The sequence below is a fragment of the Caldithrix abyssi DSM 13497 genome (assembly GCF_001886815.1).
GTDB lineage: Bacteria > Calditrichota > Calditrichia > Calditrichales > Calditrichaceae > Caldithrix > Caldithrix abyssi.
Window position 1 is genome coordinate 34,309 of record NZ_CP018099.1, and the last position, 26,528, is coordinate 60,836.

General features: G+C 43.2%; 22 protein-coding genes and 1 pseudogene. 18 read left to right on the forward strand and 5 right to left on the reverse strand.

All coding sequences use genetic code 11. The annotated features are described in order from the left end of the window. Positions 1-18: 18 nt before the first annotated feature. The 10 genes from Cabys_RS00135 (at position 19) to Cabys_RS00180 (ending at position 14,653) form a co-directional block, all read left to right on the forward strand. Entirely contained in the window at positions 19-1,047 is a 1,029-nt protein-coding gene (locus Cabys_RS00135) for a PorV/PorQ family protein (RefSeq protein WP_006927562.1), read from the forward strand. Between the two features lie 84 nt (positions 1,048-1,131). Beyond that, positions 1,132-3,366 carry a carbohydrate-binding module family 20 domain-containing protein gene (locus Cabys_RS00140; protein WP_006927561.1) on the forward strand — a complete coding sequence of 745 codons (2,235 nt, stop codon included), beginning with the start codon at positions 1,132-1,134 and terminating at the stop codon, positions 3,364-3,366. Between the two features lie 78 nt (positions 3,367-3,444). Continuing rightward, entirely contained in the window at positions 3,445-5,256 is a 1,812-nt protein-coding gene (locus tag Cabys_RS00145) for a sodium:solute symporter family transporter (protein ID WP_006927560.1), read from the forward strand. A 192-nt stretch (positions 5,257-5,448) separates the two neighbouring features. Next, positions 5,449-6,588, forward strand: a complete 1,140-nt coding sequence (locus tag Cabys_RS00150; protein WP_169833687.1) for an extracellular solute-binding protein — start codon at positions 5,449-5,451, stop codon at positions 6,586-6,588. Next, positions 6,581-7,474 carry a carbohydrate ABC transporter permease gene (locus Cabys_RS00155; protein WP_006927558.1) on the forward strand — a complete coding sequence of 298 codons (894 nt, stop codon included), beginning with the start codon at positions 6,581-6,583 and terminating at the stop codon, positions 7,472-7,474. Before Cabys_RS00150 ends, Cabys_RS00155 begins: the two co-directional genes overlap by 8 nt. Positions 7,475-7,483: 9 nt before the next feature. After that, positions 7,484-8,329 (forward strand): sugar ABC transporter permease, encoded by an 846-nt coding sequence (locus Cabys_RS00160; protein ID WP_006927557.1) that lies wholly within the window; start codon positions 7,484-7,486, stop codon positions 8,327-8,329. Further along, on the forward strand, positions 8,326-9,468 hold the full coding sequence (locus tag Cabys_RS00165; protein ID WP_006927556.1) for an alpha/beta hydrolase-fold protein: 1,143 nt from the start codon (positions 8,326-8,328) through the stop codon (positions 9,466-9,468). Before Cabys_RS00160 ends, Cabys_RS00165 begins: the two co-directional genes overlap by 4 nt. Then, positions 9,465-10,298 (forward strand): TrmB family transcriptional regulator, encoded by an 834-nt coding sequence (locus Cabys_RS00170; RefSeq protein WP_006927555.1) that lies wholly within the window; start codon positions 9,465-9,467, stop codon positions 10,296-10,298. The genes Cabys_RS00165 and Cabys_RS00170 overlap by 4 nt, the downstream gene beginning before the upstream one ends. An 11-nt stretch (positions 10,299-10,309) precedes the next feature. After that, positions 10,310-11,635 carry an alpha-amylase family glycosyl hydrolase gene (locus Cabys_RS00175; RefSeq protein WP_006927554.1) on the forward strand — a complete coding sequence of 442 codons (1,326 nt, stop codon included), beginning with the start codon at positions 10,310-10,312 and terminating at the stop codon, positions 11,633-11,635. A gap of 123 nt (positions 11,636-11,758) precedes the next feature. Then, complete coding sequence (locus Cabys_RS00180; protein WP_006927553.1) at positions 11,759-14,653, forward strand: alpha-amylase family glycosyl hydrolase; 2,895 nt, start codon at positions 11,759-11,761, stop codon at positions 14,651-14,653. Positions 14,654-14,841: 188 nt separating this feature from the next. On the opposite strand, the gene Cabys_RS00185 is transcribed toward Cabys_RS00180, so the two are convergent. Both Cabys_RS00185 and Cabys_RS00190 read right to left on the reverse strand, forming a co-directional pair. Then, on the reverse strand, positions 14,842-15,081 hold the full coding sequence (locus tag Cabys_RS00185; RefSeq protein WP_044281016.1) for a hypothetical protein: 240 nt from the start codon (positions 15,079-15,081) through the stop codon (positions 14,842-14,844). Positions 15,082-15,153: 72 nt separating this feature from the next. Next, entirely contained in the window at positions 15,154-15,519 is a 366-nt protein-coding gene (locus tag Cabys_RS00190) for an HU family DNA-binding protein (RefSeq protein ID WP_006927552.1), read from the reverse strand. Between the two features lie 157 nt (positions 15,520-15,676). Between Cabys_RS00190 and Cabys_RS00195 the strand changes: the two genes are divergently transcribed. Together Cabys_RS00195 and Cabys_RS20680 are read left to right on the forward strand one after the other, a co-directional pair. Beyond that, positions 15,677-15,949: a hypothetical protein gene (locus Cabys_RS00195; protein ID WP_044281015.1), complete on the forward strand. Its 273-nt coding sequence runs from the start codon at positions 15,677-15,679 to the stop codon at positions 15,947-15,949. Between the two features lie 75 nt (positions 15,950-16,024). After that, positions 16,025-16,402, forward strand: a pseudogene (locus Cabys_RS20680) (DNRLRE domain-containing protein); the annotation flags it as partial. Positions 16,403-16,405: 3 nt separating this feature from the next. On the opposite strand, the gene Cabys_RS00200 reads toward Cabys_RS20680, so the two are convergent. Beyond that, a complete protein-coding gene (locus Cabys_RS00200) occupies positions 16,406-17,992 on the reverse strand; it encodes an IS1182 family transposase (protein WP_006926562.1) in 1,587 nt (528 codons plus the stop codon). 104 nt (positions 17,993-18,096) lie between these two features. On the opposite strand from Cabys_RS00200, the gene Cabys_RS00205 reads away from it, so the two are divergent. From Cabys_RS00205 to Cabys_RS00235, 6 genes are all read left to right on the forward strand, one after another. Further along, entirely contained in the window at positions 18,097-19,455 is a 1,359-nt protein-coding gene (locus tag Cabys_RS00205; protein WP_006927551.1) for an interleukin-like EMT inducer domain-containing protein, read from the forward strand. Between the two features lie 338 nt (positions 19,456-19,793). Then, positions 19,794-21,122: an interleukin-like EMT inducer domain-containing protein gene (locus tag Cabys_RS00215; protein ID WP_006927549.1), complete on the forward strand. Its 1,329-nt coding sequence runs from the start codon at positions 19,794-19,796 to the stop codon at positions 21,120-21,122. A 65-nt stretch (positions 21,123-21,187) separates the two neighbouring features. Then, positions 21,188-22,420 (forward strand): ISL3 family transposase, encoded by a 1,233-nt coding sequence (locus tag Cabys_RS00220; protein ID WP_006929573.1) that lies wholly within the window; start codon positions 21,188-21,190, stop codon positions 22,418-22,420. Between the two features lie 88 nt (positions 22,421-22,508). Then, complete coding sequence (locus tag Cabys_RS00225; protein ID WP_006927548.1) at positions 22,509-23,051, forward strand: hypothetical protein; 543 nt, start codon at positions 22,509-22,511, stop codon at positions 23,049-23,051. Positions 23,052-23,454: 403 nt separating this feature from the next. Further along, positions 23,455-23,772 carry a nucleotidyltransferase domain-containing protein gene (locus Cabys_RS00230; protein WP_006927547.1) on the forward strand — a complete coding sequence of 106 codons (318 nt, stop codon included), beginning with the start codon at positions 23,455-23,457 and terminating at the stop codon, positions 23,770-23,772. Positions 23,773-23,774: 2 nt separating this feature from the next. Next, positions 23,775-24,173, forward strand: coding sequence for a HEPN domain-containing protein (locus tag Cabys_RS00235; RefSeq protein WP_006927546.1), 399 nt, complete (start codon positions 23,775-23,777; stop codon positions 24,171-24,173). 722 nt (positions 24,174-24,895) lie between these two features. Here Cabys_RS00235 and Cabys_RS00240 read toward each other — a convergent pair. After that, the gene (locus Cabys_RS00240) at positions 24,896-25,819 is read right to left on the reverse strand and encodes a cation diffusion facilitator family transporter (protein WP_150109243.1); all 924 of its coding nucleotides are present in this window, start codon (positions 25,817-25,819) and stop codon (positions 24,896-24,898) included. After that, a complete protein-coding gene (gene amrA, locus Cabys_RS00245; RefSeq protein WP_218921392.1) occupies positions 25,803-26,387 on the reverse strand; it encodes an AmmeMemoRadiSam system protein A in 585 nt (194 codons plus the stop codon). The genes Cabys_RS00240 and amrA overlap by 17 nt, the downstream gene beginning before the upstream one ends. Positions 26,388-26,528 lie beyond the last annotated feature (141 nt).

Sequence of the window (26,528 nt, forward strand, 5' to 3'; positions counted from 1 at the left end):
AAAGTGAAGGAGAAAAAAGTGCGCAAAATAAAGATGATTTTTAAGACCCTGATAATGATCATATTGATCAGCGCTCTGGCGCAGGCGCAGGGCGTGACCAAAACCGGGACAACGGCCGGTAAGTTTTTAAGCGTGGGCATCGGGCCGCGGGCCATTGCCATGGGCGGCGCTTTTACTTCCAGCGCCAATGATGCAACGGCCATGTACTGGAATCCCGCCGGCATCGATCAGATTCCCACCAATCAGTTTGTGTTTACGCAAACCGATTGGTTTGTGGACATCAAAGTCAATTTTGTTGGAGCGGTTTTCAAAGCTGGCGAACTGGGAACGGTGGGCGTTCACATGACGGCCATGACCATGGGAGACATGGAGGTGACCACCACTAAAAATCCGGAGGGCACCGGCGACTATTTTTCTGCAGGCATGTACGCTTTTGGTTTTTCTATTGCCCGCCATTTAACGCAGAAGTTTACCATTGGCGCCAATGTCAAATACATCCGCGAAACCATTTCCCAATCCGCGGCGCACGGCTTAGCGCTGGATATTGGAACCATGTTTATCACGCCGTTTTATGGCGTTCGTCTGGCGGCGAATATTAGCAATTTTGGAACCAAGATGCGCATGTCTGGCGAGGACCTGTTGATTCAGCACGACCCCAATCCGAACATTGCCGGCGACAACGCCAACCTGAACGCCTATTACGAAACGGAGAGTTTTGAACTGCCCTTGCGTGTGCAAATTGGCCTGGCGCGCGATTTTTATCCGGTTGACGGACAGCGCCTCACCCTGGCCGTGGAGGCGGCGCATCCCAATGATAATTCGGAGTATATGAATCTGGGCGGCGAGCTGGCCCTGTTTAAAGAACGTGTTTTTATCCGCGGCGGTTTTAAGTCTTTGTTCATGAAAGACCGGGAAGAAGGATTGACCCTGGGCGTTGGTTATCGTACGCCGCGCCTTGGCCGCTTTCACTTAAATATCGACTATTCTTTTCAAGATTTTGTACATCTGGGCGATGTACACACCTTTGGTTTTATTTTAACCTTTTAACGCAGGAAAGGGGGTGAAACAGCAGAGGGGTAGTTAATTTTTTTAAAAACAAAATGATCCATTAACCAACTTAAGGAGGTAAGTATGAAGAAATTCGGCTTACTAATGTTAGCGCTTGTGTTCATGGCTTTTGCCAGCGCACAGGCAGTCAATGTTACCTTCAATTTAAGCATGAAGGTAAAAGTGCAGATGGGCGAATTTGATCCCATGACGCAGCACGTAAGGATTACCGGTAATCTGGTGGATCCGAACTGGAGCCCGGCTGACGCGCCGATTCTGGATCTGGTTGATTCTGTAAATTACATCTACAGTACAACGCTGGATATCGCGCAGGGAAACTATGAATACAAATATCTGATTGGCGACGCCTGGGGCAACGACGAGCTGCAGGGACAACCAAACCGTACTTTGACGGTTGGCGATACGGACATGAACCTGGACCTGGTTTACTACAACGATATGATGGCCGTGCCGTTTGATCCCGCGCCGGCAGGTATGGTTAACGTGATGCTCAGCGTTAACATGACGCGCTGGATTCAAAAAGGCGCTTTTGATCCGGATAATGAGGTGGTGCGCGTAACCGGCACTATTACTGACCCTCAGTGGGACCCGGCCAATGCACCGATTTTACAGGACCCAGATGGTAACTTTGTTTACACCACCACGCTGCAGGTTGCGCCTGGTGATTATGAATATAAGTTCTTGATTGGCGATGCCTGGGGCCGCGATGAATTACAGGGTCAGCCCAATCGCGCTATCACTGTTGTAGCCGATACCGCTGTTTTCCCCGTGTATTTCGACAACGAACCGTATGTGGAAAATCCGCCGGTAAGCACCGATTCTGTAATGCTGACCTTGAACGTGAACATGCGCGTTCAGGTGCTGGAAGGCAATTTTGATCCGACCAATGATTTTGTTGTAGCAGCCGGTTCCTTCCAGGGCTGGAATCCTGCAGCTTCTGCTCCGATGGATGATTCTGACGGCGACAGCATTTACACTGGAACCTACAAAGTGCCTTCTAATGCGCGCTACGAATACAAGTTTGTCATTAATGCCAGCAACTGGGAATCCACTCCCAACCGCGCCGTTGTGGTGGACACGACGGATAAAGAAGTGCCTCCGGTTTATTTCAATGATGATAGTGTTGTAACGATTAAGAAAAATGGTAATGTTAAGTTTTCCGTCAATACCGATGTGCTGATCGAAGTTGGCCTTTTTGATCCTTCGGTTGACTCGGTACATGTTCGTGGCAGCTTCAATGGTTGGAATTCCGACGATCCTGCCCGTTCGCACATGAATCAGAACCTGAGCAATCCGTTGAACTGGTTCTTAAATGTTCCGTTTGAGTCGTTTGGCGTTGGCGATCCGCTCTATTACAAATTCTGGATTAAAAAAGCGGATAACGTTATCAACGGCGTGGCCTGGAACGATACCTGGGAACGTCCGACGCACACAGGCGGCGGCAATCGCACCGCTTATTTTGAGGGAACCGACAATCAGGAAATTGAAGCCGATTATTACGATCACATTCAGCCCGATTGGGTTGTACCGGAAGGAACGGGCCTGAAGGTAACCTTTAACGTGGATATGAGCCCGGCGGCCGATCCCAACTTGCAGCCGATTCCTTTTACCGCTGGTCAGGACACCGTATGGTGGATCTGTGAACAGCCCGCTTTTTGCGTAACCCAGGGCTGGGAAGACACCGATGAAATGAAAGTATTGCCTTTGACCGACCCCGATGGCGACATGATTTATTCCGGAACTCTGGAAGTTCAAGAGCCTGCCTGGAACGGCTTTGTGTATCGTTATGCCTTTATTTCCGAAAGCGACGGCAGAACCTGGCAGTTTGAGCCGGCCGGTTTCGCCAACTTTGCCTATCGCGCGCGCTTTGTTGGTCAGGATGCTGAGCGCAGCTTTCCGTTCAAAGAGTGGAATATGCCGGTGGATACCTGGACCAACGCGGAATTGAAGACCGATGATCAGGAAACCGATCCTTACACTTCGCTTACTGCCATTGGCGACACGCCGCAAACGCCAAGAGAATTTACCCTGAACCAGAACTATCCGAATCCCTTCAACCCGACCACGACCATTAGCTTTACCTTACCGGAAGCTTCTCGTGTGACGTTGTCGGTTTACAATGTGCTGGGACAAAAAGTCCGCACGTTGATTGACAACCAGCTGGCCACTGCCGGTACGCACGCCAAACAGTGGGATGGTCGCGATGAAGCAGGCCACAAAGTGGCGTCCGGAATCTACTTCTACAAACTGGAAGCGGGCGACTTCTCTTCTATTAAAAAGATGGTTTTAATGAAATAATCTTCTGATCCATACCGATCTTCGGCGCTTGCCGGAGATCGGTATTTTTTTGTTTTTTTCAACTCCGGGGAGAATTACATGGCCTTAATTGATTATTTGATTGTCGTTGTGTATTTAACGAGTATGGTATTTGTGGGGCTTTACTTTAGTAAAAAGGCCTCGCAAGGGATTAACTCTTACTTTTTGGGAGAACGCGGCATGCCGTGGTGGGCGCTTGGCGCTTCGGGCATGGCTTCTAACCTGGATATTTCCGGTACAATGATTAATACCGCCTTTGTGTTTGCTCTTGGATTAAGCGGCTTTTTTATCGAAATCCGTGGCGGAGTAACTCTGATCATGGCCTTTTTAATGATCTTTCAGGGAAAATGGAACCGGCGGGCGCTGGTGATGACCCTGGCCGAGTGGATGAGTTTTCGCTTTGGTAAAGATCGGCAGGGCGATGTGGCGCGTCTGGTCGCTGCTGTCTCCGTGATCATAGTTACTATTGCCATGATAACCTACTTTGCTATTGGCGCAGGAAAGTTTGTGGGCGAATTTCTGGGCATTCCCTCGTTCTGGGGGCTTTCTTCGGAATTTTGGGCGGCTACTTTGATGATTGTGCTGGCCATGATTTACACGGTGGCCAGCGGACTGTACGGCGTGGTCTGGACGGATGTTTTTCAGGGCGTGCTGATTTTTTTCACCATCATTTATATTTGCGTTTTAGCCTTTACACAGTTTAACCTGCCGGAGGTGTTCAACGTTTCGGTGCCCTTGAAAGACGGCGGATTTTTAACGCTGCCGACTACCAAAGAAGCCTGGACCAGCGTTATTCCGCACTGGAAATTGAATTTACCGCCCGAATCAGCTTATTCTATTTACAACCTGTTTGGAATTGCCATTTTGTTTTACCTGTTAAAAGTGACCCTGGAAGGCAGCGGCGGAACCAGCCAGTACATGATTCAACGCTTTTTTGCCTCCCGCAGCGACCGAGAGGCTGGCCTGCTCTCATTATTCTGGACGTTTTTGCTGGGCTTTCGCTGGCCCTTTATTGCAGCCATTGCCATGATGGGCGTAGTGTTTGGCACACAGCAGGGCGTTATTGCCGATCCGGAAAAAGTTTTGCCCGTGGTGGTAAATCAACTGGTGCCCATCGGCTTAAAAGGATTGATGGTGGCCGGTTTAATGGCGGCGGCCATGTCCACCTTTGATTCAACGGTCAACGCCGGCGCCGCTTACTGGGTGAAGGATATTTACCAGGCCTACATCAACCCAAAGGCAACGGAAAAAACCTTGATGCTGCACAGCCGACTGGCATCCGTGGGCATCGTTGTCCTTGGTCTGGGATTTATGCTGATCATAAAAAACATCAATGAAATATGGGGCTGGATTACATCTAGCCTTGGAGCGGGCATGCTTATTCCCACCCTGGCGCGCTGGTACTGGTGGCGCATGAACGGCTACGGTTTTGCCGTGGGCACGATTGCCGGTATGGTAGCGGCCATCATTCAAAAGACCTTTATCCCCGGCGTGCCGGAATACGTTTCGTTTACGATTGCCACGCTGGCCTCTCTGGTCGGTTTGATTGTGGGCACTTACTCCGGGCCGCCGGCAAAAGAGGAGGTCTTGTTCGAGTTTTACAAGCGCACCCGTCCTTTCGGCTTCTGGGGGCCGGTGCGCAAAAAATTAGGCCCGGAAGTACTGGCTCAAATCGATAAAGAAAATCGCAGAGACATTCTTTCGACCTTTTTCGCCGTTCCCTGGCAGATTGTACTTTTTCTGACAGGCATGACGCTGATTGTTAGGCGCTGGGATGAATTCTGGATTCTTTCTTTTGTTTTAATGGGCTTATCTATTGCGCTCTATTTTAGCTGGTTTCGCCATTTATCCACAGAAGTTAAAGTCGATTAAAATAAGGATTTGAGCAAAAAATATGCTGGCAAAAAAATGAGTTTTCCACAATTAAAAGCAGATAAAAATATCTTTGCTAACAAGAATCAAATAATAAAAAAATGGGTAACAATCATACACCATATTGTAATAATTTTAATAATTACAATAGGTTGTGCGCAGAAAACCGAAAAAATCGTTGTGTGGACTTCCATGAGGCCTCTGGAGCGGCAACTATTGGACTCACTTTTGCACGAGTTTTCCACAACTTACCCACAATACCGCTTTGTGCAGTTGTTTTACGCCCCGGAAGAGGCCCGCACCAATTTTATTATTAGTTCGCTGGCAGGCAAAGGGCCGGCTTTAATCCACGGCGCCAATGACAATATCGGCCCGTTTGTGGAGCTGGGCGTCATTCAGCCCATGGAAGACTATTTCAGTCAAAGCGAACTGGACGAATTTTTAGACGATCCGTTTCCGGCCAATACCTATTTTAAGGGACATCTTTATCAGGTTGCCGATCGGGTTGGCAATCATCTGTGTCTGGTTTACAATAAAAAGCTGGTAAAAAAGCCGCCGCAAACCATGCATGAGTTGATTGAAATGGGTAAAAAGTTAACGGTGGATGAAAACGGCGACGGACGTCCTGAGCGCTATGCCATCGCCTGGAATTACACTGAGCCCTTTTTCTTTGTGCCGTTTATTACCGGCTATGGCGGCTGGCTGTTTGACGATCAGTATCGACCGACTTTAAACACCGAGGCGACAAAGAAGGCGGCGCAGTTAATTTATGACCTGGTGAATAAATACAAGATCATGCCCAAAGAAGCGGATTACGAAATTGCCAACGCCCTTTTTAAAGATGGGCTGGCGGCGATGATTATTAACGGCCCCTGGTCGTGGAGCACCTATTTAAAAAACAACATTCCCATCGGTATTGCCAGAATTCCAAAGATTGATGAAACGGGTTTGTGGCCGGCGCCGCTGGTTTCGCCCATGGGCTATTCATTGAATAAAAATTTAACAGGAGAGAAGCTGCAGGTTACCGTAAAGTTATTAAAATTTTTAACCAGCGATTCGGTACAACTGCGCTTTACAAAATTAAGCGGCTCCATTCCCTCGCGTAAAACGGCCTTTAAAGACAGCCTGGTGCAGAACAATGAAATCATAAGAGCCGCGCTGGACCAATTGTTAGTGGGCAGGCCCATGCCGGTAATTACCGAAATGCGCTGGATCTTTGACGCCATGCGTCCGGCCTACCAGGGCATTTTTACCGGTCAGGTAACCCCGGAAGAAGCGGTGGAGCAAATGCAAAAACTGGCGGAAAAACTAATCAGGGAGAACCGTGAGTAGCACCATTTTCAGTCGGAATAATCGCCTGGTTTATCTTTACGTTATGCCGGCAATCATCGTGATGAGTTTGATTGTGTTGTGGCCCTTTTTGTACAACGTGGTCATCTCCTTATCAAACATGAATCTGACGCATTTTAAAGACTGGCGGATTGTTGGGCTTAACAACTACTGGGCGGTGCTGAGCGACGGCACTTTTTGGTACTTCTTTTTCAAAACCATTTTGTGGACGGTTTTAAATCTGATTTTTCATGTGGGCATTGGCGTGATGCTGGCTTTAATCATTAATGAGGATATTAAGGCCAAATCGTTTTTTCGCACCTTGCTTATTCTACCCTGGGCCGTTCCGCAGTACATCACCGCCTTAACGTGGCGCGGCATGTTTAACAGCGAATACGGAGCGATTAACATTTTGTTAGGGCGCTTGTTTGGCATCGAGCTTCCCTGGCTTTCCACGGAATGGGGCGCCTTTGCCGCCTGTTTGATTACCAACATCTGGCTGGGTTTTCCCTTTATGATGATTGTGGCGCTGGGCGCGCTACAAAGCATTCCGCGCAGCCTTTACGAAGCGGCCGAAATTGACGGCGCTTCCCGCTGGCAGCAGTTTAAAAACATTACGGTGCCGTTAATCAAGCCCGTAATGGTGCCGGCCATTACGCTGGGCGTAATATGGACGTTTAATAATTTTAATGTGGTCTGGCTGGTCAGCAACGGCGGCGAGCCTTCGGACAAAACGCATATTCTGGTTTCATGGGTTTACAAAGCCGGTTTTACCTATTTCCGGATGGGCTACGCCGCAGCCTTTTCTATGGTAATCTTTTTTATTTTATTGATTTTTAGCTGGCGCTTTATCATGAAGACCAAGGCAACGGAGAACGTTTATTCTTAAGGCAGTAATATGAAAAAAAACGTAAGAAAGCTTTCTTTTTTCGAAAAAATCGCAGCCTACGCGGTTTTAATCTTTTTTTCGCTGTTTTCCATTTATCCGATTCTGGTGGTTTTTTCCATCTCGCTACGGCCGGGCGATCGATTATTGAGCAAGTCGCTGGCCATCATACCGCCCGATTTTACATTTCAATCCTATGTGGATTTGTTTGTCAATCAGCCGTTTTTACGCTGGATGTTTAACAGTCTGGTGGTTTCCATCTCGGTAACGATTTTTGCCGTTGTACTGGCCGCCACGGCAGGGTATGCCTTTTCGCGCTTTAAATTTAAGGGACGCGATGCCTCGATGATCGGCTTGATTACAACGCAAATGTTTCCGGTAACCATGCTGCTTTTGCCGCTGTTTATTATCATGATCCGCCTGGGCTTTTATGACAGCTACTGGGGGCTGATCATCGCTTACGCGGCAACAGCCTTACCGTTTACCGTGTGGCAGATGAAGGGCTATTACGACACCATCCCCTACAGTCTGGAAGAAGCGGCAACCATTGACGGAGCCAGCCAGTTTACCACCTTTTACAAGATTATTTTACCGCTGGCCCTGCCCGCTCTGGCCATCACCTCTCTTTTTTCGTTCATGACGGCCTGGTCTGAATATCTGGTGGCGGCGGTATTGATTCAGGACAAAGATTTTTTTACACTTCCGCTGGGTTTAAAGATGTTTTCATCCAATATGGAGGTAGCCTGGGGATTGTATTCCGCTGGCGCCATTGTGGTCAGCATTCCCGTTGTGCTGCTCTTTTTAAGTTTGAGTCGCTGGTTGATTTCGGGCCTGACATTGGGGAGCGTTAAAACATGAACCGTTTAAAATGCGTTGTCCTGGCCTTAAGCGCTTTGCTTTTAGTTCAATGTTCTTCTAATGAAGAACGTTTTAGTTCTTTGTTAAAAGAAATGGAAGGCCTTACCAGCCAGGAGAAAACGCAAAGTCTTAAACAATTTACTCAACAAAACATCTTTCCATTTATTGAAGATTCTACCGCTTATTTTTTATTTGAAGACAGCTCACGGCAGGCGGTTTATCTGGCGGGCGATATGAGCGCCTGGCGTCCGGACTCCATTCCTTTAATAAACATTGAGCAAACCAACTTTTGGTACGCGGCTTTGCGCTTTCCGCAGCGCGCCCGGCTGGAATACAAATTCGTTTGCGGCGGTAAGTGGTTTTTAGATCCTTTGAATCCTTTAAAAGACCGCGGCGGGATGGGCGAAAATTCCGTGCTGGCCATGCCGGCTTATGAATTCCCGCAGGAAGTTTTATTTAAGCGCGAGTTCCGGAAAAGCGATCTGGACACCGTTGTTTTTAAAAGCCGCCTATTAAAAAACAGGCGCCGAATCTATTTTTACAAACATCAAAAAGCGGGAGATAATTCGCCGCTGATTCTTTTTAACGATGGCGGAGACTATCTTACATTTGGCAAGGCGCGCATCGTTCTGGACAATTTAATTGGTAGCGGTCAGTTAAAGCCGTTGTTAGCGATTTTTATAGAGCCGCGAAATCGTAAACGTGAATACCGTTTTAATGACGCCTACCTGAAGATGGTGTTTCAGGAGCTGCTGCCATTCATTCAAAAAAGATACGGTCTAAAGAACAATCGCCTGGCCATGGGCGGCGTTTCGCTGGGCGGCCTGATTTCTTTGTACGCTCTGAAAAATTATTCCCGCAACCTCGATTTTGTCTTCTCCCAGTCGGGCGCCCTCTGGCTTGATGATGAACGGATTCTAAAAGAGTTGACGGATCTGTCACAGCCGAAAACATTTTTGTCCTTAAGTTATGGCCTTTTTGAAAACATGGAAGCGAGTCATGAGCATTTGAAAAAGATTCTTGAACAAAAGCAGATAAATTTTGAGATAAAGACGTATTACGAAGGACATAATTGGGGGAACTGGCGCGCCCATTTAAAAGACGCGCTTTTACCCTTTGCCGGAGGTAAAGCAAAATGAACGAGACCAGATTAATGGAGCGCCTGCGTGCGCTGGGTTTTACGACTTACGAATCAAAAGCTTATATTACGCTTTTGAAAAATAATCCCAGCACAAGGTATGAATTAAGTAAAAATTCCGGGGTGCCGCGCTCGGCGATTTACGATGTGATTAAAAAACTGGAGAACATGGGAGCCGTAAACGCGCTTTACACCAGCCCGGAAAAATACGTGCCCCTGCCGCCGGAGCAATTGCTGGAGCTTTTGGAAAGGCAATTTAAAGAAAGAATTGAAGAAGCCCGCAGCGCTCTTAAACACTTTGATACGCAAATTGAACCGGGGCACCTGTGGAACATTGTCGGCTATCGCAACATGCTGCACAAAGCGCGCGAAATGATATCCCGCGCGGAAAAAATCATCTTTCTTTCCGTATGGGATCGGGAGTGCAAGCGTTTGAAAGAGGACCTGGACGCAGCCCGGCAGCGCGGCGTGCGCATCATCGTCTTTTCTTTTACCCCGCTCAATCTGGAAGGAGAGGAGATCTATTCCTACAACATTCCGGAAAAAGAGCTGTTAAACATCTGGGAACGAAAAATCATCCTGGTCGTTGACCATGTACAATTGCTCATGGGCGAGGCGGATGACCGCTACACAAAGAAAACGGCCTGGACAGACAACAAGGCCATTGTGGACATTGCGACCAATCACATCATTCTGGATATCACGCTGTACGGAATTCGCATGAAAGAGGATGTGAGCCATTCGGTGGTGGCCATGCAACAGGGCGCCTTTGAAAATCTTGATAAATTGATTGAAAAGTACAAGAAAAGACAGATTGAACCGATCTTTTAATAAGGAATTGGATGCGTTTAAATTACAGAAAGATATTCGCCGAGGTTGAACCGGGCATCAGGGAATTTGCCTTTCAGCGGGAGTTTGTTGACCTTGGCCGTGAGACGGGCCCTGCCAACGCGGAATGGATTAAAGGCCGGGCGATTTACGAAATTTATGTCAGAGCTTTTTCCGAAGAAGGAAGTTTTAAGGCCGTACAGGCCGCGCTGCCGGAGTTAAAACAATACGGAATTGATGTAATCTGGTTTATGCCCATTTTCCCCATCGGGGAAAAAGAGCGCAAGGGGCCGCTGGGCTGCCCGTATTCGATTAAAGATTATTTTACGGTAAATCCGGAGTATGGCACAGAACAGGACTTTAAAAATTTAATAGAAAGCGCACACCGTTTGGGAATGAAGGTGTTGATTGACATGGTGCCCAACCATGTGGCGCACGATTACCGATATCTAAAAACGATTCCGGAACTGATCCGCTACGATGAACGCGGCAAGCCCCTGCGCAAAGTAGCCGACTGGACAGATGTGGTTGATCTGGATTATTCCAGACCGGCAACGCGCGAACACATGGCCGAGGTGATGAAGCACTGGATTACGGAGTATGATGTTGACGGCTACCGCTGCGATGTGGCCGGCCTGGTGCCCATGGATTTCTGGGAGTGGGTGGCGCCAAAGCTGCGCGCGCTCAAAGAGGATTTTTATTTGCTTGCAGAATGGGAAAGCCAGCTTTTACATCAAAAGGTATTTAACAGCACCTACGATTGGAGCACCCTGCAAATTTTGAAGGATGTTTTTGAAAAAAAGGTATCTGTACAAAGGCTGGCCGAATGGTTGTTGACCAAAGCGGCCATTTATCCGCAAAACGCCCTGCCTTTGCGCTTTCTGGAAAATCACGATTTACCGCGCGCGGCCGCCGAATTTTCTGAAGAACAGGTGTTGTGCGGCCTGTTGTTCATCTTCAGCTTGCACGGCGTTCCGCTTATTTACAACGGGCAGGAAATCGGCGACAGACAAACGCCTTCGCTATTCGAAAAACAGACGATCGACTGGCAAAATAAAAACCAAAAAATTTACACCTTTTTGCAAAGCTTACTTCGTTTACGCAAGGAGAAGGCTGCGCTTTCTTCAAAAGAGTACGTTTTTAAAAGCGCTTATTTTAAAGACGATATTCTATCTTTTGAAAAAGAAGACCTATGGATCATTATTAATTTTTCAGATGTACAAAGAGAAATGGCCGCCGAAGAAGGCGAACTTTTATTAAATACGCACGACGAACTGAGACGCCATGCCGGGCGTTGGCAGCTAAAACCCTGTCAGGGAATTTTGCTGCGTAAGCAATGAGTTTAATGCCTTACAAAGGCATCCCGGCTCCTTCTTTTAATAGCGCCGGGGAAAAGGTCGGCGAAGGAAGAAAACCGACCACGGTGTCTGAAATTTCAACAAAAAGAAAAAGGAATTCAACGGATGACTAAAAATCTAAAAATAACGGCATTTTTAATTTTACAATTTTTGACGACGGCGGTTTTCGCTCAGGTGGTAACCACCGAACCGCCCTACGCAACAGCAAACGACTCGATTATTGTTTACTTTCATGCCGATCGGGGCGATCAGGGATTGATGGACTATTCGGGAACGGACGTTTACGCGCATACCGGCGTGATTACCAATTTAAGTTCCGGCCCGAGCGACTGGAAATACGTGATCGCCGCCTGGGATCAAAACTTACCCAAAGCCAAACTAACCAGAATCGAGCAAAATTTATGGAAGCTGACAATCGGCAATCCTTACGATTACTATGGGGTTCCGCAAAACGAGCAGATCCTTAAACTGGCCTTTGTCTTTCGTAATTCCGATGGCTCCAGAACCGGCCGCGATGTGGGCGGAGCCGATATTTTTTACGAACTTTACGAACCAGGCATTAATCTGGTGATTCTTGAACCTCAGGTCAGCGTTCCCTATGGTATTCCAGAGCGCTCGCCGGTTTTTGTCAACGCCGGCGATTCGCTAAAAATTGTTTTAACCGCGGCCGCTCTGGGAACGAAATTGGATCGTTTTGATTTACGCATTAACGGCATGCTGGTGGCGCAGTCCACGGCCGATACTCTGCGCTACACCTACCATGCCCCGCAGGATGACCACGGCAAAAAGACGGTTTTTGCTTCTGCAACCGACACCAGCGGCAACGAAGCGTCGGAAACCTTTGTTTTTATGATTACGCCCGTTCAGCAGGACGAAGACCGGCCTGCGGGCATTGTTGAAGGCGAAAATTACGCAGACGACCAGAGCGTTACGCTCTGTTTGTTTGCGCCTTACAAAAAATTTGTTTACGTCATTGGCGATTTTAACGACTGGAAAGTGGATGAAGCGTACCTGATGAAAAAAGATTCCATTGATCGCGATAGCACCTATTACTGGCTGACGATTTCTGGTCTGAATGCCGGCCAGGAATATGCCTACCAATATCTGGTGGATGGCGAAATACGCATTGCCGATCCTTACACGCAAAAAATCCTGGATCCATGGAACGATCAATATATTCCCAGCACAACTTATCCTAATTTAAAACCTTATCCGTCGGGCAAAACGGACTTTCCGGTTTCTGTGTTGCAAACCGCGCGTTCAACCTACCAGTGGAAGGTTCAGGATTTTAATCGACCCGCTCCAGAAAAGCTGATCGTCTACGAATTGCTGGTGCGCGATTTTCTTGCAAAGCACGATTTTAAGACGTTGATCGATACGCTGGATTATCTGCAGAAGCTGGGCGTGAACGTTATTGAATTAATGCCGATTAACGAATTTGAGGGCAACGAAAGTTGGGGCTATAATCCTTCTTTTTATTTTGCGCCGGATAAATATTACGGCCCTGCAGAAGATTTAAAGCGCCTGGTAGATTCCTGCCATGTGCGGGGCATGGCCGTGGTTCTGGATATGGTGTTAAATCATGCCACCGGGCAATGTCCGCTGGTTCGCCTGTACAACGAAGGCGATTTTGGACGGCCGACGCCGGAAAATCCCTGGTTTAATGTGGAGTCGCCCAACCCCACTTACAACTGGTTTAACGATTTTGATCATGAAAGTCCGGCCACGCAAAAATTCGTTGATCGCGTTAATCGTTTCTGGCTGACCGAGTACAATGTGGATGGTTTTCGCTTTGACTTTACCAAAGGATTTACCAACACGCCCGGAGACGGCTGGGCCTATGATGCCAGGAGAATCAATATCTTAAAAAGAATGGCGGATAAAATATGGGAAGTAAAGAGCGACGCCTATGTTATTTTAGAACATCTTACAGATAACAGTGAAGAGAAAGTGCTGGCGAATTACGGCATGTTGTTGTGGGGGAACATGAATTACAGCTACAGCGAGGCGACTATGGGCTACCACGACAACAATAAGTCTGACTTAAGCTGGGGTTATTACAAAACGCGCGAATGGAGTAAACCGAACCTGATTACCTACATGGAAAGCCACGATGAAGAGCGTTTAATGTACAAAAACCTGACTTACGGACGTTCCTACGGATCTTACAATATCAAAGAGCTTTCCACTGCCCTGGAGCGCATGAAGCTGGCCGGCGCTTTTTTCTTTTTGCTGCCGGGCCCTAAAATGATCTGGCAATTTGGTGAATTGGGCTACGATTATAGTATCGATTACAATGGGCGCGTGGGCAACAAGCCCATCCGCTGGGATTATTTTCAGCAAGAAGAACGCCGTAAGCTGTACAAAGCCTGGGCGGCCATGATTAAACTGCGTAATGAGAATCCGGTTTTTTATAGCGCAGCTTCTTCAGCCGATCTTTTTGTGGTGGGAGCGGTCAAACGCATCAATTTGTATCACGGTTTGATGAATACCAGTATTGTGGGTAATTTTGGCGTGACCACGGCCAGTATCCAGCCCAACTTTAATCATGGCGGCTGGTGGTACGATTTCTTTTCCGGGGATTCTTTGTTCGTAACCAATACCGATACGACCATTACGTTGCTGGCCGGTGAATTTCATATTTACACCGACCGCAAGACTTTTACTCCGGAGCAAGGGCTGATTTTAACCGATCTTGCGGGTTCCAGCTTTGCGACGCCGGAAGAGTTTACCCTGGCGCAAAATTATCCCAATCCTTTTAATCCGAGCACAACCATCGCCTTTTATTTGCCGACAACAGAGGAAATAAGTTTGCGCGTTTACAATATGCGCGGGCAGTTGATTAAAGAATTAATAAGCGGACGTTTGAACAGCGGATGGCACAAAATAGCGTGGGATGGCGTCAATCAGGCGGGCAATACTGTGGCTTCTGGCGTGTACGTGTATCGTCTGCAGGCGGGAGAGAAGACGCGGCTGCGTAAGATGATTTTGCTGAGATAGACGATTGTTTAAAGAACAGGGGAAGCTCCTTTTCCCGGCAGGTTCAGGCGCTTGCTGATTTTGCCGGGGGTGGGGTATTAATAAAAAGTTGAGTCGATCGCAAATGTCGGTTGAGCTTAAAAATTATCGGATGGGAATATGAAGGGCGCAAGCCATTATTCCGATCCAACAGAGAATCGTTAGGCTAACTAAAAATAATAGGTTTTCCAGTTTCCGTAATCCTGCAATCTTTTGGACTGGAATTTCAAACGGGCATTCCGGTTTCCATTATTATAGGATAATCCGGGCATGCGAAGTCCGAAGGGATAGTAATCGTCTTTGATTACAATATCGCCCTGTTCGTTGACCGTCACGCGGATGTTGCCAATGTGGTCTTTAAGATAATAATAACTGTTGCCATCAGGTGTTTTGTAACCAAAACTTATCATAATTCAGACCCGGCAGGTGATAACCAGTGGAGAACCATTTCTACTAAAAGTAAAAAAGAGAGTCGCTCAAAACTATTCGGATTGCTCTTCCAGTTCACTTAAACTTTTCCCTAAATTCTCCCTATGTGTTATTTTATGTTTAAGATTATTTTTTTGCAAATTTAATTCCCGCACCAGCGACTTATCGGCCTTAAAACGGATTTGTAAGGTGCCGTCCAGTTTAATGCTTGGACGAAAAATGCCGATGCCTTCCAGCCTAACCGGACGAGCAATGGATAAATTATAGAGCAGTACATCACTTAAAGCATAAATAACCGCAATGATATCAGGAGGGCTTAATGTAGAACGTTCAGCAATGTATTTAGCCATATCTCTTGTCTCAAGCGGCTTTTCCAGTTTCAAACGGGGAAAACGATCATTAACCTGTGATAAAGGCATGTTGTTTTCCTTTTCTTAAAACCTTTTTAAGAAAAGATACGTACAAATAATTAAAAATTCAATGAGTTTCTAATAATTTTCATTGGATATTTTTTTAAACTCAATGAGTTTTTATCGTATTATGGTAACATTTGTATAATAAGTTTAGGATACTTTTTTGAAAAGATCTATCTTGCAAGTGCAGGACGAAGTGAAGGCCAACACAGTAAATCCATGCCAAGTTGGATGGTTAAATGGGAATGGATGGCCTAAAACTCACCTGCCGTTTCTATGGTGGAAGAATTTGTTTCTCGCTAATCGCGCAGATTTTTTTTATTTTTCTGAGAGTATCTGCGTAAAAAAGAATTGTGATTTAAAAATCTCTTTGCGGTTGATTATATTAAAAATTTTGGCTGCGGGTGTGCTGCCTTGGATTGTAATAAAACCATAAAAAATTTTTCACCTGATTAAATACATTTTTATTATTTCAGATATTATCGTTCTTTGAAATAGTTTAACAGTTTATCAACACGGCGGCGGCAATAGCTACCGCGCTTCCCAATCTGCAACCTATTTAAGACGTGTAACAGAACCATGGGACGAACAAACCATTACCTGGAACAATCAACCTTCTTCAACAATTGCCGATCAGGTAAGCGTTCCGGCTCCAGCCACTACAACTTCCGATTTTGAAATCGATGTGACCAATCTGGTACGGATAATGAACGACGGACAAAGCAACCACGGCTTTTTGTGGATATTAAATCCTGAGCAAAAGTGGCGCAGCGTGTTTGCCGCCTCGTCCGATTACTCCTATCCGGCCAAACGCCCGAAGTTGGGGTTAAGTATCGGAGCGCAGCGGAGATCCCGCTCCGGAGGCTGTTGCATGGGGGGGAGGAATTAATGCTTATATTCTCCGATATTGATAATTTTTTCTCATTCTTAAGCGTTGGGCAAAATATAGAATTAAAAACGCCAAAATATTCTTTGAAAATAAAATTAATAGATCATCTTTTTCTTGTGATGCTGTTATAAACGCTGCTAAACGTTTCCCTAACATATTTTTAAATAGAACATTAATATTATGCCCAATACACATTAACGTAAATTCACTACGAACATTATTAAGACCAGATAAGGAAAATCCACGATAGCCTAAATTATGCTTCAAGTTACCAAAAACAGGTTCAACTGTCACCGAACGCTTCTTTAGTCGTTCCTGCGCCGCTGAAGTTTGTAACTTTTTCGCCATACGTTCGCAATAACTCTCATTAACTGAACGATGGATTTGCTTAACTTTCTTTTTACTGGAAATACATAAATTAATTAAGGGACAGTCCTGACAATCATTGGAACGATATACGATCCGTTCGCTATTCCTCTCAACTGGAAAAAGCTTCTTACCCGTCGGACATTCATAGTAATCTCCCTGTTCATGATACACAAAATCACTTCGTTTTAGTTTTCTTTCTTCTTTTTGCAATTCTTCCTTGGAGGTTGGTGTCTCCTTTATCGAACGATTGGATAACTGGGGATCGGCTATTACGGCATCAATCTGCTTTTCTTCCAATTCTTTTAGGTCTGTGCTATTGTGATAACCGGAATCGGCCGTGTAAGATCGCTTATCATCTGAACCAAGATTCTTCTCTACTTGTTCTTGAATCGGTATGAATTGACCCTGGTCGTTGGGCTGGCTTACGACTTCATGAGCTACTATTAAATGACTGGACATATCTACGCCTAATTGTGCGTTATAGCCCGGTCCATCCACCGAAGGCATCATGCGGGCATCCGGCTCTTTTACATTTATTTGATGTCTTGAACGATGTTCTGATTTGAGCTGTTTCTTACGCTCTTTCAATTGGGCTTTACGTTCTAATATCTCTTTCTCTAAGCGCTCAAGCCGTTCTTTCTCCGCTCGAAGAGTTTCTAAATCTAATTCATCCGTGGCCCCCTGTTCTACAAAATTACAGCGCTGCATGTATTGCTTGATCTCTGCTCTTAACTTCTCTATACGTTTGTCTAATTGATCCTCAGTGTAGCCATGACGCTTACTGCTGTGCGCTTTGATTTTCGTGCCATCTATGGCTATCTGGTTGAAACTACTTATGCCTTCGGCCTGGGCAATTAAAAGTATCTCTACAAAATATTGGTCTAATAAATCCAAATGTGCCTTGCGAAAACGACTTAATGTACTATGATCCGGATGCTGATTCCCAGTGATATAAATGTAGCGCGTATCATATTTACACAATTCCTCCAGCTTACGGGTGCTGGTAATGCCGTTACTATAAGCATAAAACCATAAGGCAAGCATCATGTCTGGGGCATAAGAATCACCGCCTTGTGAACTATAACGGGAATAAAGTGCACTTAAATCAAGGCGCGAAACCAACTCCACTACAAATCGACTCTTTGGATCGTCTCTGGCAAAATCTTCCACACTATAGCCAAAGAGATTCATTTGTGAGCGATTATAAGTAATAAAACTCATGGAATTCCTTTGTTATTACTTGTTTTATCTGTCGCCCAGAATTTACAAATTTTTTGAATTTTACTCAAACTGAATTTGCAACAGCCTCTCCGGCGGGACAGCCGATGAAGAAGTATTTCTATTTAAAGGATCACCTCGGCAACATTCGTGTAACCGTTGATGAAAACGGAGATGTTGAGGGTTATAATGACTATTATCCATTCGGACTGCAAATGCCCGGTCGTTCCATGAACAACGCTCTGGCCACGGATATGTACAAATACAGCAGTAAGGAATTAGATGAGGAAGGGCTTACGGGCTATACACCATTTAGTGTGCGGGTGATTTCCAAAGGTTATTTAGACGGAAATGCTGCTGCAATTTATGTGAACGATTCGTATATTAGCGGCAGTGGTTTATATGCCAGAGGTTATACGATTGTTGTGGTCGATGAAAACGGTACCGTTGTGGATAAAGCCCATTTTGACACCTATAGCTCCACAGCCGAAGCAGATGCCATGGCAGATTTCATTAATAACGTAGCGACTGGTCACTATGTTATTGGCGTAATAAAAGATGACGGTAGCCAGAGTATGACAGAAAATGCCTACAATGCCTTAGCCAGTGTCGGTTGCCAGCACAGTCGTGACGTGGGCTATCGATATTCGTATGCGTTTATTGGCAAAAAAGGCGAAAGTAGTTGTGGATATGAAGCTTATGCGCATGCCGGTCACGGTTTTGTGGATAAAACTATTGGAGATTTGCGACCATTGGCCTGGTACTATTTTGGAGCGAGGTATTATGATCCGGCCATTGGGCGGTTTTTACGGATTGATAGATATGATTATAAATATCCATCATTAAATCCTTACCATTATGTGTTCAATAATCCAATACGATTTACAGATTTTACTGGTGATACAGTTGATATTGATCCAAAGCTATTGACTCCGGTCGTCTATACCGAGGGTAAAAAGAAGGGGCAATCCAAATCGATTAAAGATATGACACCTGAAGAAAAGCAACGGTATTTTTTTCAGTTGTGGTGGAATAATAACAAGAAAGAAATATTAAGTTTATTTGGTATTGGCGGAAAATATGAAACCACAAACATTCTATTTAAGTTAGGTACTTATCCTCGAAAGTGGTTCGGGATAAATTTTGGATCAGTAAAATCATTTATTGGACATACGGCATGGGCAAAAAGAGGTACTGATGAAGGATACTTTTATCATGGAGGAGGCTTTTTTGATGGAGGCAAATTATATTCTGATGGAGTGGTTAATCCAGAATTTGGTATTGATGAATTACAGATCAATGTATATTTCAACCCTAACCTTTCCAGAGATATTCCGTTTACTGCTCCTCATGAATGGAAACATGTAAAAATAATTTTTGATGCGGTCAAAAATGGTAGACCTGTTCCTAATGGAATTAATCAACATAAGCTAGTGAAAAATGATAATTTACCAGAAATAAAATAGGATATTAAAATGATTAATATATCTTTTTTAGTATTTCCTTACATTTTTTTTATAATTTTATTATTCTTTTTAATTTTTAAAAAGAATAAATGGAAAAATTTTTTTAAGATATTTATTTTAATTATTTTATTTGCCTATTTATACATAATAATTTTTTTTCTATTTAATTATCTTGTGATTTATTATGATGCTTTATATGGAAGATTTGAAATTCCAATGGAAGAAATAGCGAATACTATAGTATTGTATGATTTTTATGTAGTAGTAATATTTATTATTTTTAATATTTTTGTTCTTTATTTTTTTAGTAGGATATATAAAAAATAATTTAAAAAATATTGCTTCATGGTAATATTTATGTAACAATTGACGACAACGGGAATATTAAGGGATACAACGATTATGGCGAAAGCCACCACTTTCGTGGTTATCCTTTCGGATTACGAATGCGTTCCATGAACAATGCTCTGTCCACTGACATGTACAAATACAGCAGTAAGGAATTAGATGAGGAAGGGCTTACGTGTTATACACCATTTAGTGTGCGGGTGATTTCCAAAGGTTACTTAGACGGAAATGCCGCTGCAATTTATGTGAACGATTCGTATATTAGCGGTAGCGGTTTATATGCCAGAGGCTATACGATTATTGTAATAGATGAAAACGGTACCGTTGTGGATAAAGCCCATTTTGACACTTATAGCTCCACAGCCGAAGCAGATGCCATGGCAGATTTCATTAATAACGTAACTACTGGTCACTATGTTATCGGCGTAATAAAAGATGACGGTAGCCAGAGTATGACAGAAAATGCCTACAATGCCTTAGCCAGTGTTGGAAGTCAGCACAGTCGTGAAGTGGGCTTTCGTTATTCGTATGCGTTTATTGGCAAAAAAGGCGCAAATAGCTGCGGTTATGAAGCTTATGCGCTTGCCGGTCACGGCTTTGTGGATAAAACGATTGGAGATTTGCAACCACTGGTCTGGTATTATTTCGGCTCGAGGTATTATGATCCGGTGATAGGACGGTTTTTGTCAATTGATCCAAAAGCTGATTTTTATGTTGATCTGAATCCTTATAATTATGTTGGTAATAATCCTATTGTTTTCATTGATCCTACAGGAATGGATAGTATTTACTTTGTAGATCAAGCTAATAGACCTCGTGATGATGGGACAAAAGGCACAACTTATACCGCAACAATATACGTAGTGAAAAATGGAAAGGTAATTGCAATTTATGTAAATGGTGGCAGTACATATCCGAATTCAAAAAGTCCAACTGATAATAGCACCGAATATAATACTGTTAATGAAGGAAGATATTCTTTCAACAATAAATATGGACATAAGGGAGGGAGGAAAAAAGGCCTGAATCTTGTCAATGAAAAAGGGGAAAGGATTGTTCAAGGAACTAGCCCAGATGGTAAAATTGTAAATATGAAATATGTAAATATTCATGCAGGAGTTTCCAATAAAGGCAATTATAAAAGTCGTGGATCAACAGGATGTCTTACGTTAGACCCCAACATTAGTGAAAGTTTTTTTAGTCATTTTGATTTTAGTAATGGTACTACAGGAAATGCTTCCGGAAGTGTTATAATTTCAAGAGGTTGGATTCCAGTAGAATTATTATTTTTAGAATATTCATCTGTTTTTTTACCCTGATATTTCAAATAAAAGGCTCTACTGGGATTTTTGTGAAAAACAAAAATAATCCTTAGATTGAGTTTATGAAAGATAAAGAATTATTTAAACAGATTTTGGGACTTTCGCATCCCTGGGAAGTTTCTAAAGTTGACTTAGATATTGCGAATGAGGAAGTAGAAATAGAGATTATCTATAAGTCAAAAAAAGGTTTTTGTCCCGAATGCGAAGTGGAATATGATATTTATGATCACCGCGAAAAACGTCGTTGGCGGCATTTGGATACATGCCAAATGAAGACCTATATTGTCTGCAAAGTACCCCGCATTAAATGCAAGGAACATGGAGTAAAAACGATCAAAGTACCTTGGGCAGAAAAGTCGAGTCGAACGACTTTATTATTTGAACGTTTTGCTATTGAGTTATTACTGGCCTCCAAGAACCAGAGCAAAACGGCACAATTTTTACGGATCAGCTTTGATATGCTTCATCATATAATGAGCAAAGCAGTGGAACGCGGGCTATCACGCCGAACGGAAGAGGACATTAAATATATCGGGATAGATGAGAAGAGTATGAAAAGAGGTCATACTTATGTAAGCGTATTATCCGATAGTGAAAGAAGACGTGTAATAGATGTAAGTGAAGGTCGCACAACAAGCTCTGCCAGTTCGTTAATAAACAAGGGATTAACAGAGAAACAAAAGGAGGGCCTCAAAGCGGTCAGTATGGATATGTGGAAAGCTTTTATTAAAGCTGTTCAAAAGGAGCTTCCCAATGCTTCCATAGTGCATGACAAATTTCATATAATGAAGTATTTAAATGATGGAGTGGATAAAACCAGACGAGAGGAAGCCCGTAAATTACAAAAATCTAATGATAAAACCTTAGTGAAAAGTAAATATTTATTTTTAAAGAATCTGGAAAATATGACGGACAAGCAATTATCGCGTTTCAGAAAAATTCAAGAACTTAACCTTATCACTTCCCAGGCTTGGGCGGCCAAAGAGAACTTCAAAGAATTCTTTAGGAGTGAAACAATAAATGATGCGAAATTTTTTTTTGCGGAATGGTATCAGGATATTAAGGAACGTTCTTTAAATAAAATGATTAAAGTAGCAAAAATGCTCATTGCTCATTCAGATGGCTTATTAAACTATATAAGATATCAGATAGATAATTCAGTAGCCGAATGGTTGAACGGCAAGATACAGGAGATAAAAACAGTTGGTAGAGGCTTTAGAAAATTTGAAAATTTTAGGATAGCAATACTTTTCTTTCTTGGTAAATTAGACCTTTTTCCACAGGAATCCCAGTAGAGCCAAATAAAATAAAATATGAGATAAAATTTGTAAATATCCTTATATTTTAAAATAAATTGTATACAAAAAATATAGGAGTAAGAAGATGAGTAAAAATCAAATTATTATTAGTGTAGTAATTATCTTATTTTTTGTTTTCTCGTTGTTTTCTTATAGTAAAAATAGAGAGGATGTTATAAAAAAATTTAATTACGCAATAGAAAAAACTGATTTATCTGTATTTCTTGAATTTATAAATGAATTTAAAAAGTTGGATGAAGATTCTAAATTATCTTTCGAATTGGAAGAATCTAATCTGATAAAAATTATAAATTTTGAGAAAAAAATGTTTAAACTCCTCCCTTCTGATACTATTTTTTATGTTCATATCGGTCTTAGGGAAATACTTTTTGACAATGCAGAATATAGTGAATGGATAGATGAATTATTTTCTGATTATTTTTTAAAAAATCTGAAAAAATCTTTATCAGTATTAGAAAATATTAAAAATACTGATGATTTAGAAAAAATCATAGTTAGTGCAGTATTTAATGAAGGGGCAGAAAATAAAATTATAAAGTTTATTGAAAATGAAGGTTTGACTAAAAAGAAGTATTACAAAATATTTCTTAAATATAGGACAAAATAATTTTACTACGAACATTTTTTTAATTCCTTATATTTTACTAAATTTCCAAGGAGTGAAGCCGCAACCAAAAACAACCGCAACGTGCGCAAAGTAATTTTCACGCAGATTACGCTAATCATCGCAGAAAATTATTTAACATTTAAGACAAAAGCTAAACAAAACCGGCGCTATTTACGCCCCTTCTCTTTTTTAAAGAAAAGGGGCTGGGGGATGAGTTTTTAAAACAGCACAAAAATTTTCAAATTTCGCCAGGGCGGGACTAGATCTCTCAGAGGAAGTATCCTAAAATATAAAAATACAAAATATCAGAATCTGAATATTCGGTGCAAAAATGTTTTAAAAAATAGCATCTGATGATTTTTTCATTTAAATTATTCCTTAAAAGTAGTAAGGAATTTTAATAATGAAAATGAAAAAAATTAAGCTTGTTTTAAATAATATTTTAATAGACTTTGGGGTAACAATAGATAAAATGTACTTGTTCGGCTCCAGAGCAGGTGAAAAATATGGGCGCTTTAGCGATTACGATATTTTAGTCGTTACTAAACAAGATTTGTCAATCGAAAAGAAAAAAATTTTGAGCAAGAATATTCGCAAAAAATTTGCCCAATTACATATTGATCTGGATATTTTAATAAAAAGTTCAAATGAATTAAAACAATCCCGGAATAAAACTGGAAGCGTCATTAAACAGGCCATTAAAGAAGGAATTTTACTTTAAGCATGAAGAATTATCATCTTCAATGGATTCAAAAAGCGATAGAAGATTTAACCGTTGTAGAACATGAACTTTCCTTTCCTGCTAATGAAATACCTACAGGAGCAGTTTGCTTTCATGCCCAACAATGTGTCGAAAAGCTATTAAAAGCATTTTTAGTTTATCATAATCAAGAATTCGGGCGCACGCACAATATCGAATTTTTAATTCAACTTTGCTCAGAAATTGATAAGGATTTTGCCCATTTACCAAGCGGAGATTTAAGTTTCTATGCCGTAGAAGTACGTTATCCAGACGATTTTTATACACCATCGATTGAAGAAGCGCAGGAGTGTTATTCTTTAGCAATTACTGTTAAAAAATTTGTTTTTGAAAAACTTAAATTGCCTGATAAGTTTCCTTGATCTTAATGGTAAAGTTCTTTGAAAATTCTGAAATACCGATTTTATTATTTGATATATCTCATATCGCTCAAATTATGTCAAGGATCTCATTATCTGGAACGAGCAACCATCAACCACAACGACCGATCAGGTAAGCGTTCCGGCGCCTGCAACGACTACCTCAGATTTTGAAATCGATGTGACCAATCTGGTGCGGATAATGAACGACGGACAAAGCAACCACGGATTTTTGTGGATATTAAATCCTGAGCAAAAGTGGCGCGGCGTGTTTGCCGCCTCGTCCGATTACACAGATCCTGCCTAACGCCCGAAGATAAATCAAGTTATTTTTTCTTGCGGCATGCTTCCTTAAAATACTCTCTTCAAAAGATCTATCCCTATCCCGCAAGTGCGGGGTTTGAAAATTTTATGCCGCTGGAGTGGTTGATTCGCTGAATGGCTGAATAGTTAAATGTTTAACGAAAATTCTCATCCCTTACAACGTTAAATAAAGGCTGCTTGCACTGGCTGCTTGCACTGGTTGCCTGCACTGGTGGCGATCATCTTCCCCTTCTTCCAGACTTTTATTCGGTGATAAGGTAAGTCAGTATTGAAGGTTACCCCAGCTTAATTAGTCTGAGACGCTTGCGTACTTTGCTACTGCTACGCGTTCTTTACGGTTTTTTACCCTTTTATTTTTTGGGCTTGCAGTCGTCGCCCGAAAAAAAAGAAAACGTACCTTTTTATTTCAAATGTCCTTCCTGATAATACGGCTCCACATGGATTGAAATAAAACTGTCTTCGCCAAACTCTTTTTTTAAGGCGTTTTCCAGATCGCTGGCAATCTGATGCGCTTCCACTACCGAAAGGGTGGGTTTGACCTTAATGTGCATGTCGATGGCAATGGTGTTGCCGATGCGCCGCGTTTTTAAATTATGCGGCAGGTAAACCCCGTTAACCTGTTTGCTTATTTCCATTATCTGGTCGGTCATTTCCTGTCCAAGCGAAGCTTCCAGCAATTCATTAATCCCCTCCTGAAAGGAAGTACGCACATAATTAAGGATGAAAACACTTACCAGTATGGCGGCGATGGGGTCCATGATTAAATACTGTTTGCCCAAAAAATAGGCGCCGCCAATGCCAACGGATACGGCGATCGAGGTGAAGGCGTCTGTACGGTGGTGCCAGGCATTGGCAATTAACGCGCTGCTTTTGATTTGCTGCCCTTTTTTTAACGTGTATTGGTACAATCCTTCTTTAACAATAATGGAAAGAATGGCAGCTAAAAAGGCAGCCAGGCCGGGATGATCTAACGGCACGCCTTTGTAAAAATCGATAATTTTTAAACTGCCTTTAATTAAAATGCCTATAGCCACAAAAAAAAGGAAAACTGTAATGATAATGGAAGCCAGGGTTTCAATTTTACCGTGGCCATAATGATGCGTGTCGTCAACCGGACGGTTAGAAAGCCGCACGCTGATCAAAACGGCAATGTCGCTGCCAAAATCCGAAACCGAATGAAAGGCGTCGGCAATCAACGCGGAACTGTGCGCCAGAAACCCGGCTACAAATTTAATGGCGATCAGCACTAAGTTCCAGATAATGCCAACCCAGGTTACCCTTCGGGCGATTGTCGCCCGCTCTTTAAAATTAACGTTTCCCATCATTCTCACTGAATATTAAGGCTGAAAATTTAAAGATTTCTGTGCGCGGATCCTGCCAGGCCGTTGGCGGAAGACCCGCTTTTAAACAGGTTTCACTCAAAAACGTCTCGCGGTCCCAGCCATATTCGCTGGCCACCTGAGGCAGGAGCAATCCTTCGTAAAAACCGTTGCGCACCATTAGGCCGTGCTTGCCTGTTTCAATTTCTGAAATATCCTTCACCGGCTCTAAAGGCGTAAGCACCGAAATCTCAATTTCCACATCGTCCAATTCTTCTTTTTCTAACGGCGGAAAGCGCGGATCATTAAAGGCCGCGGCAATAGCCAGCTCCTGAATGGCCTGATAAAGCGGCTTAAGGCCAACCACATAACCGATGCAGCCACGCAACCGCCCGTTTTTGTTCAGAGTTACAAAGGCCCCGGTGTTGGTCTTTAAATTTTCAGAAATCGCTTCCGGCTGCGGCAAGGGCCGGCCGAACAAACGCGCTTTAATGGTTTCTCGAGCTAACTGTAATAGATATTTTTTTTCATCCTGGTTTAGATTAAATTCCATCACGCCTCCGCTTTGATCCATGCCCTAAAATTAAAAAAGATTTCATTCGAATCAAACCAAATTTTATAGACGTGTAAAGGAAAGAAGCCATAAAGCGCACAAAGATTTTTTCACGCAAACCCTTCTGTCCAGCTCAGCTGAAAAGGGAACGCCAGGATCGAA

Excerpts from the sequence above, each read along its gene's own strand:
- Cabys_RS00220 (WP_006929573.1), top strand. The coding sequence starts at position 21,188 with ATGAAAGATAAAGAATTATTTAAACAGATTTTGGGACTTTCGCATCCC.
- Cabys_RS00225 (WP_006927548.1), top strand. The coding sequence starts at position 22,509 with ATGAGTAAAAATCAAATTATTATTAGTGTAGTAATTATCTTATTTTTT.
- Cabys_RS00185 (WP_044281016.1), bottom strand. The coding sequence starts at position 15,081 with ATGATAAGTTTTGGTTACAAAACACCTGATGGCAACAGTTATTATTAT.
- Cabys_RS00175 (WP_006927554.1), top strand. The coding sequence starts at position 10,310 with ATGCGTTTAAATTACAGAAAGATATTCGCCGAGGTTGAACCGGGCATC.
- amrA (WP_218921392.1), bottom strand. The coding sequence starts at position 26,387 with ATGGATCAAAGCGGAGGCGTGATGGAATTTAATCTAAACCAGGATGAA.
- Cabys_RS00235 (WP_006927546.1), top strand. The coding sequence starts at position 23,775 with ATGAAGAATTATCATCTTCAATGGATTCAAAAAGCGATAGAAGATTTA.
- Cabys_RS00140 (WP_006927561.1), top strand. The coding sequence starts at position 1,132 with ATGAAGAAATTCGGCTTACTAATGTTAGCGCTTGTGTTCATGGCTTTT.
- Cabys_RS00170 (WP_006927555.1), top strand. The coding sequence starts at position 9,465 with ATGAACGAGACCAGATTAATGGAGCGCCTGCGTGCGCTGGGTTTTACG.
- Cabys_RS00240 (WP_150109243.1), bottom strand. The coding sequence starts at position 25,819 with ATGATGGGAAACGTTAATTTTAAAGAGCGGGCGACAATCGCCCGAAGG.
- Cabys_RS00160 (WP_006927557.1), top strand. The coding sequence starts at position 7,484 with ATGAAAAAAAACGTAAGAAAGCTTTCTTTTTTCGAAAAAATCGCAGCC.
- Cabys_RS00150 (WP_169833687.1), top strand. The coding sequence starts at position 5,449 with ATGAGGCCTCTGGAGCGGCAACTATTGGACTCACTTTTGCACGAGTTT.
- Cabys_RS00145 (WP_006927560.1), top strand. The coding sequence starts at position 3,445 with ATGGCCTTAATTGATTATTTGATTGTCGTTGTGTATTTAACGAGTATG.
- Cabys_RS00230 (WP_006927547.1), top strand. The coding sequence starts at position 23,455 with ATGAAAATGAAAAAAATTAAGCTTGTTTTAAATAATATTTTAATAGAC.
- Cabys_RS00190 (WP_006927552.1), bottom strand. The coding sequence starts at position 15,519 with ATGCCTTTATCACAGGTTAATGATCGTTTTCCCCGTTTGAAACTGGAA.
- Cabys_RS00200 (WP_006926562.1), bottom strand. The coding sequence starts at position 17,992 with ATGAGTTTTATTACTTATAATCGCTCACAAATGAATCTCTTTGGCTAT.
- Cabys_RS00165 (WP_006927556.1), top strand. The coding sequence starts at position 8,326 with ATGAACCGTTTAAAATGCGTTGTCCTGGCCTTAAGCGCTTTGCTTTTA.
- Cabys_RS00205 (WP_006927551.1), top strand. The coding sequence starts at position 18,097 with ATGAAGAAGTATTTCTATTTAAAGGATCACCTCGGCAACATTCGTGTA.
- Cabys_RS00180 (WP_006927553.1), top strand. The coding sequence starts at position 11,759 with ATGACTAAAAATCTAAAAATAACGGCATTTTTAATTTTACAATTTTTG.